General features: G+C 62.7%; 10 protein-coding genes, 1 tRNA gene and 1 pseudogene. 3 read left to right on the top strand and 9 right to left on the bottom strand.

Annotation, left to right across the window (positions count from 1 at the left end; genetic code table 11):
* Positions 1 to 96: 96 nt before the first annotated feature.
* The 5 genes and pseudogenes from TC41_RS17020 to TC41_RS05225 all read right to left on the bottom strand — a co-directional run bounded on the left by TC41_RS17020 (position 97) and on the right by TC41_RS05225 (position 9,972).
* A pseudogene (locus TC41_RS17020) lies at positions 97 to 1,539 on the bottom strand (ISLre2-like element ISAlac1 family transposase).
* Between the two features lie 156 nt (positions 1,540 to 1,695).
* Complete coding sequence (gene argH / locus TC41_RS05240; RefSeq protein ID WP_014463976.1) at positions 1,696 to 3,075, bottom strand: argininosuccinate lyase; 1,380 nt, start codon at positions 3,073 to 3,075, stop codon at positions 1,696 to 1,698.
* Positions 3,072 to 4,334 carry an argininosuccinate synthase gene (locus TC41_RS05235; protein WP_014463975.1) on the bottom strand — a complete coding sequence of 421 codons (1,263 nt, stop codon included), beginning with the start codon at positions 4,332 to 4,334 and terminating at the stop codon, positions 3,072 to 3,074. The genes argH and TC41_RS05235 overlap by 4 nt, the downstream gene beginning before the upstream one ends.
* Entirely contained in the window at positions 4,334 to 5,401 is a 1,068-nt protein-coding gene (gene argF / locus TC41_RS05230) for an ornithine carbamoyltransferase (protein WP_041695076.1), read from the bottom strand. Before argF ends, TC41_RS05235 begins: the two co-directional genes overlap by 1 nt.
* Before the next feature lie 200 nt (positions 5,402 to 5,601).
* Positions 5,602 to 9,972, bottom strand: coding sequence for a glutamate synthase-related protein (locus TC41_RS05225; protein WP_308727038.1), 4,371 nt, complete (start codon positions 9,970 to 9,972; stop codon positions 5,602 to 5,604).
* A 306-nt stretch (positions 9,973 to 10,278) separates the two neighbouring features.
* On the opposite strand from TC41_RS05225, the gene TC41_RS05220 reads away from it, so the two are divergent.
* Positions 10,279 to 10,767, top strand: coding sequence for an N-acetyltransferase (locus TC41_RS05220; protein WP_014463971.1), 489 nt, complete (start codon positions 10,279 to 10,281; stop codon positions 10,765 to 10,767).
* 82 nt (positions 10,768 to 10,849) lie between these two features.
* Here TC41_RS05220 and TC41_RS05215 read toward each other — a convergent pair whose 3' ends face one another.
* Genes TC41_RS05215 through argC form a run of 3 tightly spaced genes read right to left on the bottom strand, consistent with a single transcriptional unit; the run spans position 10,850 to position 13,860 of the window.
* Positions 10,850 to 12,019 carry an aspartate aminotransferase family protein gene (locus TC41_RS05215; RefSeq protein ID WP_014463970.1) on the bottom strand — a complete coding sequence of 390 codons (1,170 nt, stop codon included), beginning with the start codon at positions 12,017 to 12,019 and terminating at the stop codon, positions 10,850 to 10,852.
* The gene (gene argB, locus TC41_RS05210) at positions 12,016 to 12,807 is read right to left on the bottom strand and encodes an acetylglutamate kinase (protein ID WP_014463969.1); all 792 of its coding nucleotides are present in this window, start codon (positions 12,805 to 12,807) and stop codon (positions 12,016 to 12,018) included. The genes TC41_RS05215 and argB overlap by 4 nt, the downstream gene beginning before the upstream one ends.
* Positions 12,808 to 12,813: 6 nt before the next feature.
* On the bottom strand, positions 12,814 to 13,860 hold the full coding sequence (gene argC, locus TC41_RS05205) for an N-acetyl-gamma-glutamyl-phosphate reductase (RefSeq protein WP_014463968.1): 1,047 nt from the start codon (positions 13,858 to 13,860) through the stop codon (positions 12,814 to 12,816).
* Between the two features lie 173 nt (positions 13,861 to 14,033).
* Between argC and TC41_RS05200 the strand changes: the two genes are divergently transcribed.
* Complete coding sequence (locus tag TC41_RS05200; protein WP_014463967.1) at positions 14,034 to 14,303, top strand: hypothetical protein; 270 nt, start codon at positions 14,034 to 14,036, stop codon at positions 14,301 to 14,303.
* A gap of 108 nt (positions 14,304 to 14,411) precedes the next feature.
* Positions 14,412 to 14,487 (top strand) — tRNA-Arg (locus TC41_RS05195).
* 143 nt (positions 14,488 to 14,630) lie between these two features.
* Here the strand turns inward: TC41_RS05195 and TC41_RS05190 are convergent.
* Entirely contained in the window at positions 14,631 to 16,178 is a 1,548-nt protein-coding gene (locus TC41_RS05190) for an anthranilate synthase component I family protein (protein WP_014463966.1), read from the bottom strand.
* Between the last annotated feature and the right edge of the window lie 5 nt (positions 16,179 to 16,183).

Raw genomic sequence — 16,183 nt, 5'->3', positions numbered from 1 at the left:
TCTATCTTACCTGATCTCTGAGCCAGGGCGGAAGCCGGAGCGCGGCTGCGTCCGTGTCAAGTTGTCGTAGGGGAGGACCTCACCGCTTAGGTTGAGTCAGGCAACCGTGGCTGAAACTCTGGCGAGCTCACGAAGCACGTACTTCACCCATGGTCGGTCCGCATGCGGACCGACCAATGCTGGCATGTGTTTTTCCAGCCAAGTCGCCGCTTCTTCGACCCGTCTCGCGATTTCCGCCTCGTTCACTGGCTTTGTCTTCACCGGCACTTCCGCCTGCATTTCCGAACGAGAAGGCGTGTTGGCCCGCAGAGGCTCGTGATTGGCGCGCGTTGCAATCAGCCGCACTAACGCATCCGCCCCTGGCTTGCTCCAACGTGCCCCATGGCGCTTCATCCGTCGCGCCACGTGGTGGAACACCTGGCCCTCAATTGCACCCAGACTCACCACATCATCATCGCCCACAATGCCTTGCCCAATTCTCTCCATGTATGATTTCAGCTTCGAGATACGCTGCTTCTTCGCCCTTCGCTTTGCTTCTCCATCTTCGTCAGCACCTTTTCTACCCGCGACCACTCCTCGGTTCTCACCGCATCCCATACCTTCCGGTAGGCCTGCGTCTCCCGTCCCAAGGCCGCAACCATCGCCTGCCGCAGGTGAAAGGGATCCAATCGATATCGAGCCCCCAGGGAGCATTCCGACGCCCTTCTTCGCCCATTCCGCCCCGTCCGCGCCGAGCCAACATCGTTTCACGCTGGCCCAATCCCACACGCGCCCAAAAAGAGGACACCGCTTCCTCCCAGAAGCGTTCAGCTTCCTCAGTCCCCGCGACCACCTGTCGATTCATCAGGGCGCGCCGTTCCCGCCCTTGTTCCTGCTTGCCTTCATACGCCACGGCCACCTTCAATTCGAAGTGTGACTGGCCCTCTTCCTCCCTGCGCCCTCGGACATACACGCCATCCGCTTCCACGAAGAGTGTCTCGGCTTTGCGTCTCCCTCCCGGAGCGTCTCCTTGTTCGAACACCTTCTCCCGCTCCAGCTCCGCTCGGACGCGCTTCTCCCCTCCGAGCCTTTGCACTTCTTGCCAAATCGCCATCGCGCTGATGTCCGGCACCCAAGTCTGTAGAATCTCTGCCGCGCGCCGGTACGACACATCTAAAAGCCAACGCCACAGCTTGGTCTCTTAACTTCCCGCTCAATCGACGACGGGGTTCGAACCCTGCTACCTCATCCAACAGGAAGCGACGTTCGCCCGTCTTTTCGATTGCGGTAGTAACGCCGACGATACGTGATCTCTCCCAGGGTGGACACGACCGTCCGTGGTTTACGCTGAATAAGTTCCCACTCATTTCGGTCACGCTCCGCCGCCAGCTTCTCGTCCCACGCTTCGAGCAAGCGCGGAACCATTTCCCTCATGAATTCGCCGAAGGACCTCATGAGCCTCTCTTCAAGAATCGCGAAGTCGCACGGATGCTCAGACAACCACAACAGATTCATCCACAGCGGCAGGAAACCCGCCGCGCCATCACGAATATCCAACATGAGAGACCTCACCTCTTCATCCGCGCTCCGAACGCGGGTTGTTTTTGTGCTCAGTGAGGTCTCTTCTCTTTGTCCCCGGAAAATCCTCCCGAGAACAACCCCTACTCAAACTTTATACGCTCCGCGGCTGCGAGCGCCACGAGGGCCAAGACGCCCTCAGCCTTGCCCTTCGACGGCCTCCTTGGCGAGCACGAGCTGCAACCGCACCGCAGACGGCGCAGTGCCGCCGCGCGACTGGCGAGCCTCCACGACGCGCGCGATATCGAGCGCCTCGTACGCGTCCTCGTCAATCAAAGGCGATCTCGCTTGCATCTCTTCGAGGGACAATCCCGCCAGATTCGTCCCCTTCGCGAGCGCGTCCGACACGAGCCGGCCGACCACCTCGTGGGCCTCCCGGAACGGAAGCCCCTTGCGCACCAAGTAGTCGGCGAGATCGGTCGCGTTCGAGAAATCGCGCGCGAACGCGTGCTGAAGCCTTTCTCGGCGCACCTTCATCGTCTCGACCGTGCCCGCCATGAGTTCGAGCGCCGGCACTACCGTGTCGACCGCGTCGAAGGCGCCTTCCTTGTCTTCCTGCAGGTCCTTGTTGTACGCAAGCGGCAAGCCCTTGAGGACGGTCAGGAGGCCCATGAGGTGCCCGTACACACGGCCCGTCTTCCCGCGCACCAACTCCGGCACGTCCGGGTTTTTCTTCTGCGGCATGATGCTCGAACCCGTCGCGTAGGCATCCGAAAGTTCAATCCAGCCAAACTCCTCGCTCGACCAGAGCACCATCTCCTCCGCGAGGCGGGATAGGTGCGTCATCAGGGTCGCGCAGTTGAAGAGTAGGCCCAGCAGATAGTCCCGATCCGAGACCGCATCCATCGAGTTTTCGTAGAGCCGCGTAAAGCCCAGCTCTTCCGCAACCATCTCCCGGTCGATGGGAAACGTCGTGCCCGCGAGCGCCGCGGCGCCAAGGGGCATCATGTCGATCTCGTCCTTCAGCGCCAGCAGTCGCCGCTCATCGCGCACCAGCATCCACACGTACGCCAGGAGGTGATGGGCGAAGAGCACGGGCTGGGCCCGCTGCAGGTGCGTGAATCCAGGCACAATCACGTCCAAATGGCGTTCGGCCGCGCTAAGCAGCGCGCGCTCGAGGCGCTTGACCCCCGCCAAAAGCTCGTCCACCGCGTCGCGAGCCCACAGGTGCATGTCGAGCGCCACCTGATCGTTCCGGCTCCGCGCCGTGTGAAGCTTCTTCGCGACGTCGCCAATGCGCTCCGTGAGCAGCCGTTCGACATTCATGTGCACGTCCTCATCCTCGAGGCGAAACTCGAGCTTGCCCGCCTCGTAGTCCGCGAGCAGCGATTCGAGCCCGTCGATGATGGCGCGCGCCTCATGCGGCGCGAGGATGCCGGTCTGGCCGAGCATCCTCGCGTGCGCGATGGAACCGCGGATATCGTAGGGCAACAGGCGCTTGTCGAACGAGATGGACGCCGTGTACTCGAGCACAAGCTGGTTCGTGTCTTCGTTGAAGCGTCCGCCCCAAAGCTTCATGCCTTGGCCTCCACCTCGTCGCCGAGCACGGAGTAGGCGTCATCGCCCAGGTTCGTCGGCTTTTCCTCGCCCGCATGCAGCGTGGCGTACACCGTCGTCGGCAGCCCGTACAGGCGGATGAACCCGACCGCCGCGCCGTGATCGAACTTGTCGCCCGTCTCGTACGTGGCGAGATCGTGCCGGTAGAGCGAATACGGCGACTTGCGGCCCGTCGCCTGCGCGTGGCCCTTGTACAGCTTCACGCGCACATCGCCCGTCACGTATTTTTGCGTCTCGTCGATGAACGCGTCGAAGGCCGCTTTGAGCGGCGAGTACCAGAGCCCGTTGTAGATGAGCTTCGCGTACTCGAGCTCGAGCCCCATCTTGTACTGCAGCACTTCCCTGGTCAGCGTGAGGTGCTCCAGCTCCTGGTGCGCCATGATGAGCACCTTGCCCGCGGGCGACTCGTACACCTCGCGCGACTTGATGCCGACGAGCCGGTTTTCGACGTGATCGATCCGGCCGACGCCGTGCCGCCCGGCGATCTCGTTCACCCGGTGAATCAGGTCGACGAGCGGAAGCGGCTCGCCGTTTAAGGCCACCGGCTTGCCCTGCTCGAACGAGATCACGATTTCCTCGGGCTCGTCAGGCGCCTTTTCCGGCGAGACGGTCCACAAAAACGCGCCCTCCGGCGCCTCCTGCCACGGATCTTCGAGCACGCCGCACTCAATCGCGCGGCCCCAGAGGTTCGCGTCGATGCTGTAGGGATTGTCGAGATCGACCGGGATGGGGACGCCGTGCTCCTTCGCATAGCGGATTTCCTCGTCCCGCGTGAACCCCCACTCGCGCACCGGCGCAATCACCTTCAGGTTCGGATTCAGCGCGTGGATGGACACCTCGAATCGGACCTGATCGTTCCCCTTGCCCGTGCAGCCGTGCGCAACCGCCACCGCGCCTTCGCGTTCGGCCACCTCCACGAGCAGCTTCGAAATCAGAGGGCGCGACAAGGCCGAGGCGAGCGGGTACTTGCCCTCGTATAGGGCGTTTGCCTTGAGCGCCGGCAGAATGAAGGACTCCGCAAACTGCGCCTTCGCATCAATCTTGTACGATTTGATTGCGCCCACCTGAATGGCCTTCGCCTGCGTGGCGTCCAGATCTTTGCCTTCGCCGACGTCCACGCACATCGCAATCACGTCATAGCCGTAGTGATCCCGAATCCACGGGATGGAGACCGAGGTATCCAGTCCGCCCGAGTAGGCGAGCACGAGCTTTTCTGCCATCACATATCCTCCCCAAACGCGCTGGCATCCGCCATGGTGGCGGCGAGCACCGCCTTCTGCGCGTGTAGCCGATTTTCCGCCTGATCAAAGATGATGGAGTGCGGCCCGTCGATCACGTCCGGCGACACTTCCTCGCCGCGGTGCGCGGGCAGACAGTGCATGAACACATAGTCCGGTTTCGCGAGGGCGCACAGCTTCTCGTTCACCTGATACCCCTCGAAGTGCTTCAGACGCTCTTCCGCTTCTTCCTCATCGCCCATCGACACCCAAGTGTCGGTGTATACCACGTCCGCGCCCTCGATGGCCCGCTCCGGATCCGTCGTGACGAGCACCTCCGTCCCCTGCTGGACGGCGTGCAACTTCGCCTCTTCGACGACCCACTGCATGGGCTGATAGCCTGGGGGCGTCGCCACGCGGATGTTCATGCCGAGCTTCGGCGCGAGCTGCAGCCAGGAATGAGCGAGGTTGTTGCCGTCTCCGATGAACGCCACCGTAATGCCTTCGAGCCGCCCCTTGTGCTCGAGGATGGTCAGCGCGTCCGCGAGCAGCTGGCACGGATGGAATTCATCAGTCAATCCATTAATCACAGGAATATCCGCGTACTTGGCGAACTCCTCGACGTCCTGCTGGCGGAACGTCCGGATCATCACGCCGTCCAGGTAACGCGACATCACCCGCGCCGTGTCGGAGATCGGCTCGCCGCGCCCGGTCTGCAGCATGTTCCCGGGCAGGAACAGGGCGTGGCCTCCGAGCTGCAACATGCCGACCTCAAACGAGATTCGGGTTCGCGTCGACGATTTATCAAAGATCATGCCGAGCGTTTTGCCGGCGAGAAGGGTGTGCGTGAACCGCGACTTTTGCGCTTCTTTCAGCAACTCGGCGAGATGCACGAGATTGCGCAAATCGTCACCGGACAGATCGCTGAAATGAAGCAGGTCCTTGCCCGCCATGACGCGATGGCAGGACCAGAGCGCATTCTGCAGCCGAACCGACAGATAGTTGGAACCCAGCGGCACGACAGTCGACGATCCGCGTCCAAGGGCGTTCTTCATATCCCACACTGCCACAGCCGAAACTCCTCTCCGCTCTTTCGCGAGCGATGTATTTCTGTGCGTCCGTGTACCGTCAAGGAAGCGTCAGTTGATCGTCCTTGCATCATTATACACGAATCTGTATATCTATCAACTCCGGCTATGGCGCGTATCCGCATAGGCCTCCGGACAGTCGAACGGCCGTCCCAGAGGGACGGCCGCCCATGCATCAATCTTTATTCCGTCGCGATGTCCTGATCCGTGATCTCGTGCGCGGGCTCGACCATGAGGAAGTGGAGCGACGGGTTGTCGATGAGCTTCTGGAGCCGGCGCGCCTCCTCGTGTTGGCCGTAACGGCGCAATTCGAGCTGGTATGCGCCCAAAAGCTCGACGATGTCGTTCCGGCCCTGCGCGTCGATCACGCGGAGCGCGACCTTCGCGCCCTTGGCAATGCGCCGCCGAAGCGCCTTTTCGTCCAGGCCCATCTCCGGATCGTGCCGCAGGTACACCCGCCCGCCCGTCATGCCCGAGCAGATCCACGGGCCGGGATCGCCCAACACCACCGCGCGGCCGCCCGTCATGTACTCGAAGGCGAACCCCTTGATGTTCGCGCGGTTGGCGATGTGCGAAAGGTCGCCGCGCACCGGGGCCTCCATTTCGCCGCCGATGACGACGTCTGCGCCAGACAACCGGATGCAGGCTCGCGCGTCTGCGTTGCCCTGGATGATGAAGAGCCCCTTGGCCGCACCGTACGCCAAGCCCTTGCCGACCGAGCCGCCACGCCAGACGCCATCGGCACACTGGCCCTTCAGGACGACAATCTTGCCGCCGAACGCGGCCTTGCCCACGCCATCCTGCGCGCCACCCAAAGCCACGGACACCATGCCTTCGGTGTGGTAAGCCGCGAATCCGGCGCCCGCCACGCCCTCGTGAACGATGGGGCCCACCTCACCGCGCCGCTTCTGGCGGATGCTCTCCCCGGACAGCCTCGTGCCGAGCGCACGCGGCACGGCTCGGATGGACGTCACTCTGGATCCCACTGCCGTCACGACGCCGTCCGTACCCGTCGCCGCCCCAACGGCTGCCACGTCCTGGATGACGTCGCCATACGCCTCTTCAAACGTGCGGTAGCGGATGTGACAACCCTGACCCAGGTATTCCTCGCGGACCCGAAGCAGCCACGACGTGTCGAGCCGAGCGTCCTCGCGCAGGTTCACCAGCAGATCGCTCCGGCCGACGAGGTCCTGCGTGCGCTTCGCGCCGAGCTTGCGCGTGAGCACCTCGACATGCTTGCCCACCTCGGAGAAGAAGCGCACCAGTTGCGAGACCGCGCGGTCGAAATCCTGGGGCTCAAACTGTTTCAGCCCCTTCGCCTGCGCCTCGGCGAGATCGTGCATCTGCGTCGCAATACCGACGTGGCACGTGTCCTTGTGGCAAGCGCGGCAAGCCGTGCAGCCGATGGCGACCATCGCCATGGTGCCGAAGCCCACCCGGTTGGCGCCGAGTAGGATGGCCTTCATGACGTCGTGCCCCGACTTCATGCCGCCATCCGCCCAGAGCTCCACGTACTCGCGGAGTCCCGCTTCGCAGAGCGCCTCATGCGCCAGCTTGACGCCAATTTCCATCGGCAGGCCGACGTGGCGAATGGCGTGCGCCCGTGCCGCGCCCGTGCCCCCGTCGAAGCCGGACAGCGTGATGATGTCCGCCCCGGCCTTCGCAATGCCAACGGCGATGGTCCCGATATTCGGCACCACAGGCACCTTGACCGCCACTTTGGCAAGCGGGTTGATCTCCTTGAGCTCGTAGATGACCTGCGCCAAGTCCTCAATGGAGTAGATGTCGTGGTTGTTGGACGGCGAAATCAGGTCGACGCCCTGCGTCGCATTGCGGGCCGCCGCCACCTGCGCGGTCACCTTGGAGCCAGGCAGATGTCCGCCTTCGCCCGGCTTCGCGCCCTGGCCAATCTTGATCTCGAGCACGTACGCGTTGTTGCAAAGGTCCGCGTTGACGCCGAATCGGCCCGACGCAATCTGTCTGCCTCGGTTGCGCGGATACTTCTCGAGCAGGTCCTTGATCTCGCCGCCCTCGCCGTTCAGGCAGACGATGTTCATGCGGTACGCCGCCTCCGCGTACGCGCGGTACGCCGTCTCGTTCTGGGACCCGAACGACATCGAACTGATGACCATCGGATAGGCGTGGCCGTCAATGGTTGTGTCGATCTCGCCCTCGGCCGGTTCGATGTCCTCCCGGAACCCGAGCAGGTGGCGAATGGAAATCGGGTTATCCGTCTCAAACTGCTGCAGCTTGGCGACAAATTCCTCGTACGGCAATTCGCCGTCCGCCACGGAACCCGCTGTCTTCCAGATGCGCGGATACAATTGGAACAACCGGTTGGGCCGGATGCTCTTCCGGTCCTGCGCTTCGTACCAGGTGCGCCGCAGCTCGGACATCTCCTCCATCCGCGCGAACGTCAATCCAGCCTTTTGCGAGCCGCAGAAGTTCGGGATGGCGAGGTGCTCGGCCACTTCGTCCGCCAAGCCGATGGCGCTGAACAGGCGCTCGTACCCGCGGACCTCATGGATGCCGAGGGTCGAGATGACCTTCTCGATGCCTTTTGTCAGCGCCTTGTACAAGTTCTCAATGGCGTGCAGTCCGCCCTTGTTCGCCGCGTATTCCCACATGTGATACGGCACGACCGCGTCTGCACCGAGCCCGAGGGATACCATGATGTCGTGCAGGTTGCGGATGCCGCCGCTGCGCAAGATCAGGCTCGTGCGCCGGCGCAAATGCTCGCCTTTCTCCTTGGCCGCCGGCCGCAAGAGCGCGCGGTGAACCGCCGACACCACCAGGAACGGGTCGATGTGCGGCCCGCGGCGAAATTGCAGGCGATCATCCAACACAATGACGTTGGCCCCCGCCTGTACCGCTTCCAGCGCCTCGAGTGAAAAGCGCTCCAACGCCTCCGGCACGCTTTCGCCGTCGCGGCGGTGAATCAAGATCTCCGCCGTCCCGTTCGGGCTCGTGCGCAGCATGGCCAACGCGTCTTCGTAGCAGACGGTGCCGAACCGGTGCGCCAGGTTTTGAATCTCGTCGTACGCTACGCCGTACGACTCGGGCAAACCCTCGAGCAGGATGGGCGCCTGAACCTCCACGCGCGGCGCCTCCTGATACAGCCCATCGAACGAGGGCCGACGCCCCAGGACGCAACGCGTGCTGAAGTGCTCGATCTCGCGCTCGCGGTCGATGGCCGGGTTCGTCACCACGGCGACGGTTTCATGCAGGAAATCGGAGAGCAGGGTCGCTTCTTCCGACAGCGCGCCAATGGGGCTGTCGAAACCGAGCGACTTGATGGGCTCTGCCCCGCTCTGGATCTCCTGATCCATGAGCTTGAGATCATCGTCGCGGAAGCCAAACGCCAGCATGCGAATATCGAGCGGCTTCGCGTCCCGCTTCGCATGCGCGACGTCCTGACTCACGCCGTACGGCACGGCAAAATGGAGATTGCGGTGCTCGCCGCGAAAGTTGAATCGCTGCTTCGCGAGTTCCAAGACCTCGAGCTGCAGCTCGTCGTACGTGTAGATCTTGACCCCCGTCTCGCTCCACCGCACGCCCACCTTCTCCCCTGGCGCGAGCGGCTTAGGCTCAGCCGTCCAGATGTCGAGCGGGACAATGCCCTGCTCCGAGGAGAAGTAATACGCCGTGTCCGATTCGAGCTGCCACATAGGCCGGAGGCCGAGCGCGTCAACGCTGAACACCGCGGCGTTGCCGTAGCGCATCATGACGCCCGCGGGTCCCTGCGCAAACGGCCCCCAGAGCGACCGGTAATACATGTACAAGTCCGACAATTCTTCTGGCATCGACTTGATCTCATGAATGATGGGCGGAAACAGCAGCTCCGCAGCTTCGAACAGCGACCAGCCGCGCGTCGCCACGAGTGCGCAAAGCGTCCTGTCGACCATCTGCGAATCGCTGAACTCTGGCCGCACCGGCACGCCAATCATCTTCGACTCCGTGTAAAACCGCGCAATCGTGTTGATCTCCCCGTTGTGTCCGAGGCAAGAGAAGGGCTGCACGCGCGGGAAGGACGTCGTCGTATTCGTGGAATACCGCGTGTGCGCAATCACGAATGCGGATCGGCAAAGCGGATTTTGCAGATCCTTGTAGAAGCGATACAGCGTCTCGTCGTTGCCCACGACCTTGTACACGACCTGATCATGTGAAAGGGAGGCGACGTGGACGCCCGGCAACTCGTCGATCTCGGCAAACGCCGCAAACACGCGCGCGTCGTCCCGATGAGGCAGGCACCCCGCCATCTGAAGGAAGTGCGGCTTGACCTTCTTGCCAAGCGGGCCGAGCACGGATTCATCCACATGATCCTCGACAACCGCGACCGGCTCCATGCCATGATGAGTCAAGACGCGCAGAATGGGCTCCTGAGACACTTCCTTCTCCAACAGGAAGTGACCCACCCAAAAGCCCGGTTCGTGGACGAGCCGCCCTGATTGCCCGAGGCTCTCGAGCCGCGAAGCCCACAGCGCTCTTGGAATGTCCAACAGGAGACCGCACCCGTCTCCTTCGTTATTGACGTATCCCGCCCGGTGGCGCATAGCGCGAAGGGCGTCCAATCCGTTTCGAACCGTGTCGTACGAGGGTTGTCCTGATTTCTCAATCTGCGAAAAATTCCGCAGGCATCGTATTCGCGCTGCAGGTCGGTCGTCAACTTCTCCAGTTCCACCTGTGCCACTCCTTTTTAGCACAATATTTTGACACTCTATCTCTCTGCGCGTCAAGTCTTCGTGTACAGCCAACGAGCAACGGGCGATCCGAAACGGCTATGAAACATTATACGACTTCTTGAATAATCATGCCATCCCGTGTTATAACATGAGTGCAACGGGAGAGGAGGAGCCGCGTTGGACATCCGGAAGGCGACCTCAGCGGACGTCGAAGATATGCAACGACTGATTCAACACTTTGCCGACATGGGACTGATGCTGCCGCGCACCATCAAATCGCTTTGTGAGCATCTGCAGTGCTTCACGGTCGCAGTGGAAGATGGGCGCGTCATCGGTGTTGGGGGATTGCACGTCCTGTGGACGGATCTCGCTGAAATCCGTTCGCTCGCTGTTGCGCCTGAAGCGCACGGGAAAGGCGTGGGCAGTCAGATTGTCAAAGCGCTGTTAAAAGAGGCGGAAGACCTCGGCATCGCGCAGGTGCTCTCTCTGACGTATCAGACCCGATTTTTTGAGAAGCTGAACTTTCACGTCGTGCGGAAGGAAACGCTGCCGCATAAAGTGTGGAAGGATTGCATCTACTGTAACAAGTTCTATCACTGCGATGAAGTCGCGATGGTTTACTATACGCGCCATTTCCAGCCGTTGAAACAGGCGAAGGAAGCCTGATCACCTGCAGCGCCAACGCAAGAATACTATAGCAAATTCAGCGCAATTGCGAAAGACCAAACCACGTGGGCCGCGCCCCTCGTCAGGCGCGGCCGACTTTTTTGACGATGGCCTCAAATTCTTCGACGTGCTGTTCGTCGATGATGAGTGGTGGAACGACGCGAATGCGCCGAGGCCCGCACGCGGTCACGAGCAGCCCGCGCTCCGCGGCGCGCTTGCGCCACGTCGAGGCGTCGTCCACGTCAAACCCCCACATAAGGCCCAGGCCCGTCACGCCGTCGAAGTTCGCTTCGAGCACGCGTCGAAGCGCCTCGCCCACCCGCTGGACGCGTTGGAGGAAGGCCGGATCGCGCACCACATCGACCACATAATTGGCCACCGCCATCGCGAACGGATTGCCGCCGAAGGTCGATCCGTGCATGCCAGGCGTAAACGCGTCCGCCACATGCTGTTTGGCCAGAATGGCTCCCGTGGGAATTCCATTGCCCAGTCCCTTCGCCATGGTGATGATGTCCGGCGACAGATCAAAGTGCTCGAATCCGAAGAAACGCCCGGTTCGCCCGACACCGGTCTGGACCTCGTCCACGATGAAGAGCGCGCCCACTTCCTTCGCGCGGGCCGCCAACCTGTGAAGCACGCCGTTGTCGACGGGCCGCACGCCCGCCTCGCCCTGCACGACCTCGACGATGCACGCCGCCGTGTGCTCATCTAGCATCTCCACGGCGCCCTCATAGGTCTCCGCCACCTCAAAGCCGGGCACAAGCGGCGTCATGCCCTCGCGGTACTTGGGGTTGGACGTCACCGACAAGGAGCCCATCGTTCGACCGTGAAAACTGTTGGGCAGCGCCACCACGCGGATCTTCTCGGGATGCCCGCTGACGTACTGATATCGCCGGGCGAGCTTGAGGGCTCCTTCGTTCGCCTCCGTGCCCGTGTTCACGAACATGGCCCGATACGGCCCCGTTCCGCGATCCGCCAAACGGGTCAACTTTTCCGCCAGTTCGACCTGACCCTCAATGAGAAACAGGTTGGAGACGTGCAAGAGCGTCCTCGCCTGCCGCTCTATCACCTCGGTCACGCCCGGATGCGCGTGGCCGAGGTTGCACACGGCGATCCCCGCCGTGAAATCGAGGTACCGCCTGCCCTCGTCGTCGTACACATACGCGCCCTCGCCTCGGACAAGGGCGATATCTCGCTTGCCGTAGTTCTGAAACAGGACCTGGTCCGCCAACTGCCCCAACGCCGTCTTCATGCCGTCACTCCTTCGGTTTGCACGGCAAGCCTCGTCCCACGGGCTCGCCTCTCGCTCGTTCCTAATGCGGCCATCTGCACAGCCTCCGGGTCCCGCCCGTCGACCACCCAGACTTCGCGCACGCCGTGCCGAACAGCGTGTAGCACGGCGTTCACCTTGGGAATCATGCCCGTGTTGAACGCGCCTGCCTGGAGGAGATCTTCCAGTTCATCCGGCGTCGTATCGAGCAGGAGATCGCCCGCTTCAAAGTCGCGGTAGATGCCCGGCACGTCGGTCAGAAACACCAGCCGTGTCGCGCCGAGTGCGCGCGCGATGTGACTTGCAGCATGGTCCGCATTGATATTGTAGGGCTGCCCCGCGGCGTCGCGGCCGAACGGCGCAATCACCGGCACGCGCCCCGATGACACCGCCGCTTGAATCGGATCGACGCGCACGCCGGCCACGTCCCCCGTGCGAAGCCGCCCCACGTCCTTCGCCACGACGATCTCGCCATCCGCCAACGCGGCCACGGGCACGCCGCGCCGGGCCAGCGTTTCCGCGATGTCGCGATTGCATTCGGCGAGCGCGGCCATCACGTGCGGCATGGCTTCGTCGGTTGTCTGGCGCAGTCCATTCACAAAAGGGAGCTCAATGCCCGCGTCCCGAAGCCGCTTGGAAATGCGCGGCCCGCCGCCATGCACCAACACCACTGGCCATCCTCTTCGCCTGGCCTCCTGCACGGCGCCTGCGAGCGCCGTGTCGGCGCCCCCTTGGAGGGACCCCCCGAGCTTGATGACGATCACGCCCATCTCACCTCACATCCACAGCGGGACGAGATTCAGACCCTCTCGCTCAGGCCAACCAAACATCAAGTTGGCGTTTTGGACGGCCTGCCCCGCTGCGCCCTTCCCGAGGTTGTCGATGGCCGTGAACACCTGAAGCAGTCGCGATCGCTCATCCCAGCGCACGGCCACGTGGCACTCGTTGGTCCCGTTCACGGCCTTGATGTGCGGCATCTCGCCGTCTGGCAGCAACCGTACAAACGGCTCGCCTTCGCAAAACGACACATACCGATCATACACCACGGGGGCTGCGTCCGGCGGAATGGGGACGTACGCGCACACCAAAATCCCTCGTGGGACCGGCAGAAGCTGCGTCGTGAGGAGCACGCGCACCGCGCCGCCGAGCGCCCGTTCGATTTCAGGCGTGTGCTGATGTTGGCCCACCCGATACGGATACACGTCGTTCGCGAGCTCGCCGAGGTGAAGGTGCTCCTTCGGCGCACGCCCTGCGCCGGTGACGCCGGACTTGGCGTCGAACACCATGGGCCCCTTCAGGTCCGCCAGGAGATTCCCCAGAGGCAAGACCGCGAGGGCGCAGGCCGTCGCGTAGCACCCGGGGTTCGCCACGAGCGACGCCTCCCGAATCGACTCGCGATGGCGCTCAGGCAAGCCGTAGCACGCTTGCGCGATGGCCTCTCGCGGCAAAGGCGGCTTCCCGTACCACGCTTCGTACTCCTCCGGCGGAAGCCGGAGATCCCCGGACAGGTCAATGACCTTGACGCCGCCATCGCGTCCAGCCTGCACAATCTCCCACGCCACTCGTCCCGACTCCCCGGAGGGCAGTGCGACGAAGACGAGATCGCACAAGTCCGCGGCTTTTTGGACATCCAGGGGCTCGACAGGCGGCAGCGCGTCAGCCAGCGCATGCAGATGGGGCAGATGCGCATCAAGTGGACCCGTTCGAGCGCCCGATCCGGCCAAGTACACCAAGGTCATACGCGGGTGTCCCGCGACGAGGCGCACCAGTTCCATGCCGGCATATCCGGTGGGACCCACGATCCCGACCCGCACGTTCGACATGTATAAACATCCTCCATTCTGTATTGATATTCAGTATAGCGAATGGAGGATTCGAAGGGCAACTTCCGTTAATTTACACTCGAGCCCAGATTGCGGGCTCTGTGCGAATGCCCGTATCGCCGGGCCGATGTCCCATCATTTCATGCAGTAACTTCGCAAGGAGGGATGTTCGCATGGGTGCATTTGGCGGATACACCCGATGGGCTGTGGTGTTCCTGGTGATTTTCGTGCTGTTCTTTCTCCTCGTGCCGGCGGGCGTCGGCGTGTACCACACAGCGCCCGCACCCGCGCCGGTCGCGACCGTGGCGTACACCGAGTATGACGAGGTCATCGAAACGGGTCCCATGTACGGCTACGCCCCTCATCACCCCATGGCACAAGGCCCTGTCATGCACGAGGAATACCATGAGCCCTACGATGCCGACGAATCGAGCAGCCTTTAAAGCGAGTGCCAAGGCAAGCCCTGTGGAAGCGCCACCGCGCCGTCCAGCGATTGTCGCTGGACGGCTTGCATTCTCCCCATCGCCCTGCTATGATACACATTGTCGCTTGCGTCCGTAGCTCAGTGGATAGAGCGCTGGCCTCCGGAGCCATAGGTCGGGGGTTCGAATCCCTCCGGACGCGCCAAAGGAGAAGGGCTGTCTCGAAGGTGCAAAGGCGCCTTGGGACAGCCCTTTTCGCGCGAGTTGGGGACTAACCAAGCCAAGCGGCGCGGGCGACGAACTCATTGTCAACTCACACCCGCGCCATCCGCATGCGCGATTCGGGCGTCACTTTGCTGGAATGGGTTTGGTGCGCAGGCCGGTCAAAACGTCTAGGATGGCCCCTGCTTTGAAATGGCATTCGTCCCACTCTCGCTCCGGCACCGAGTCGTAGACGACGCCTGCACCCACCTGCACGTACTGCACGTCCCCGATGGCCACCACGCTCCGAATGAAGATGGCCGTGTTGGCATTGGCCCACGCGTCGACCATCCCGATGAATCCTCCGTATGGCCCGCGCCGATACGGCTCAAGTTCGTCGATGATCTCCATGGCCCGAATCTTGGGCGCTCCAGACAAGGTACCGTTTGGAAAGGTGGTCAGGAGCGCGTGAAACACGCTCACGTCGTCGCGGAGTTCCGCGGTAACGCGGGACACCAGGTGATACAAGTGGGAGTACCGCTCCACCACCATCAGCTCCGGCACCGCGACGGTCCCCGGCTTGGCGACGCGGCCGAGATCGTTCCGACACAGATCCACAAGCATGACGTGCTCCGCGTTCTCCTTGGCATCTTGCTTCAACTCCGCCACGAGGCGAGCGTCCTCCTCTGGAGATGATCCGCGGCCGCGCGTCGTCCCGGCGATGGGCTTCATCTCCGCCCGCCCGCGGAGCGCGCGGAACTGCACCTCCGGGCTCGCCCCATAGAGCACCATGCCGGGATACTCCGCCACAAACATGTAGGGAGACGGGTTGAGCTGCCGCAGGCGATCGTACGCGGCGAGCGGCGGCAAGCCGCCGCGCACTTGCATGCGGGTGGAAGGAACCACCTGAAAAATGTCGCCCGCCCGAATGTACTCGACGGCGATCTCGACATTCCGGCAGTACATGTCCTTCGGGACGTCGTAGGTGATGACGGGATCGTCCGCACCGATTTCCGCCATCTCGTCCAGAACGGGCGGTACCGCAAGCCCCTCACGGCAGACCGTGGCGATGCGCCGCTCCGTCTCGTCCAGTTCCTGAGCGAGTTTTGGATCCGCGCGCAACACCGGCGCGTCATCCTGGCGAAACACCGTGACCGTGCTGCCCGACAACTGCGCGACGGCCGCGTGCCAGAGCAGGCGGATTTCGGGAAGATGGCGGTCGTCCTCGGCCGTCATGGGCACGCGCTCCAGGTAGCGGATGGCGTCATACGCTACGTAGCCGAGAAAACCGGCGCTGAACGGCTCTCCGTCCGGGCCACACAAGAGCTCGCACAGCGCCGAGCGAATCCTGTCGAGGAGTGCCATGGGATCTTGGGCCTGCACGTGGATGACGTTCCCGCCGACCACGCTCTCCCACGGATACGGCGCGCGCGGAACCTCGACACCGGCCGACCGCGCGATGGAAAACAGGTGAGCCGCGAGATCTGGATGAGTGAACACGCTGACGACGTGATCGCGCACCTGCACCTCGACGAGCGGCGCCATGCCGATGAGGCTCATCTGATAATCGCTCGGAATGTCTTCTCGCCCAGCCTCGAGCAAAAAGACGCGCCCAGGGCCGAGGTCATCGCGGAGCGAGAGGTAAAGATAATACGGATCGACGCTCATCTCCGCGGAAAGGTTGGATTGTCTCATCGTGA

Source organism: Alicyclobacillus acidocaldarius subsp. acidocaldarius Tc-4-1, from assembly GCF_000219875.1.
Taxonomy (GTDB): Bacteria; Bacillota; Bacilli; order Alicyclobacillales; family Alicyclobacillaceae; genus Alicyclobacillus; species Alicyclobacillus acidocaldarius_A.
This window is presented reverse-complemented; position numbering and strand designations above follow the sequence as displayed.

Bases quoted from the DNA above. Each gene is read 5' to 3' on its own strand.
- TC41_RS05200 (WP_014463967.1), top strand. From the start codon at position 14,034: ATGGGTGCATTTGGCGGATACACCCGATGGGCTGTGGTGTTCCTGGTG.
- argB (WP_014463969.1), bottom strand. From the start codon at position 12,807: ATGGGCGTGATCGTCATCAAGCTCGGGGGGTCCCTCCAAGGGGGCGCC.
- TC41_RS05215 (WP_014463970.1), bottom strand. From the start codon at position 12,019: ATGAAGACGGCGTTGGGGCAGTTGGCGGACCAGGTCCTGTTTCAGAAC.
- argC (WP_014463968.1), bottom strand. From the start codon at position 13,860: ATGTCGAACGTGCGGGTCGGGATCGTGGGTCCCACCGGATATGCCGGC.
- TC41_RS05225 (WP_308727038.1), bottom strand. From the start codon at position 9,972: ATGCGCCACCGGGCGGGATACGTCAATAACGAAGGAGACGGGTGCGGT.
- TC41_RS05190 (WP_014463966.1), bottom strand. From the start codon at position 16,178: ATGAGACAATCCAACCTTTCCGCGGAGATGAGCGTCGATCCGTATTAT.
- argH (WP_014463976.1), bottom strand. From the start codon at position 3,075: ATGAAGCTTTGGGGCGGACGCTTCAACGAAGACACGAACCAGCTTGTG.
- TC41_RS05235 (WP_014463975.1), bottom strand. From the start codon at position 4,334: ATGGCAGAAAAGCTCGTGCTCGCCTACTCGGGCGGACTGGATACCTCG.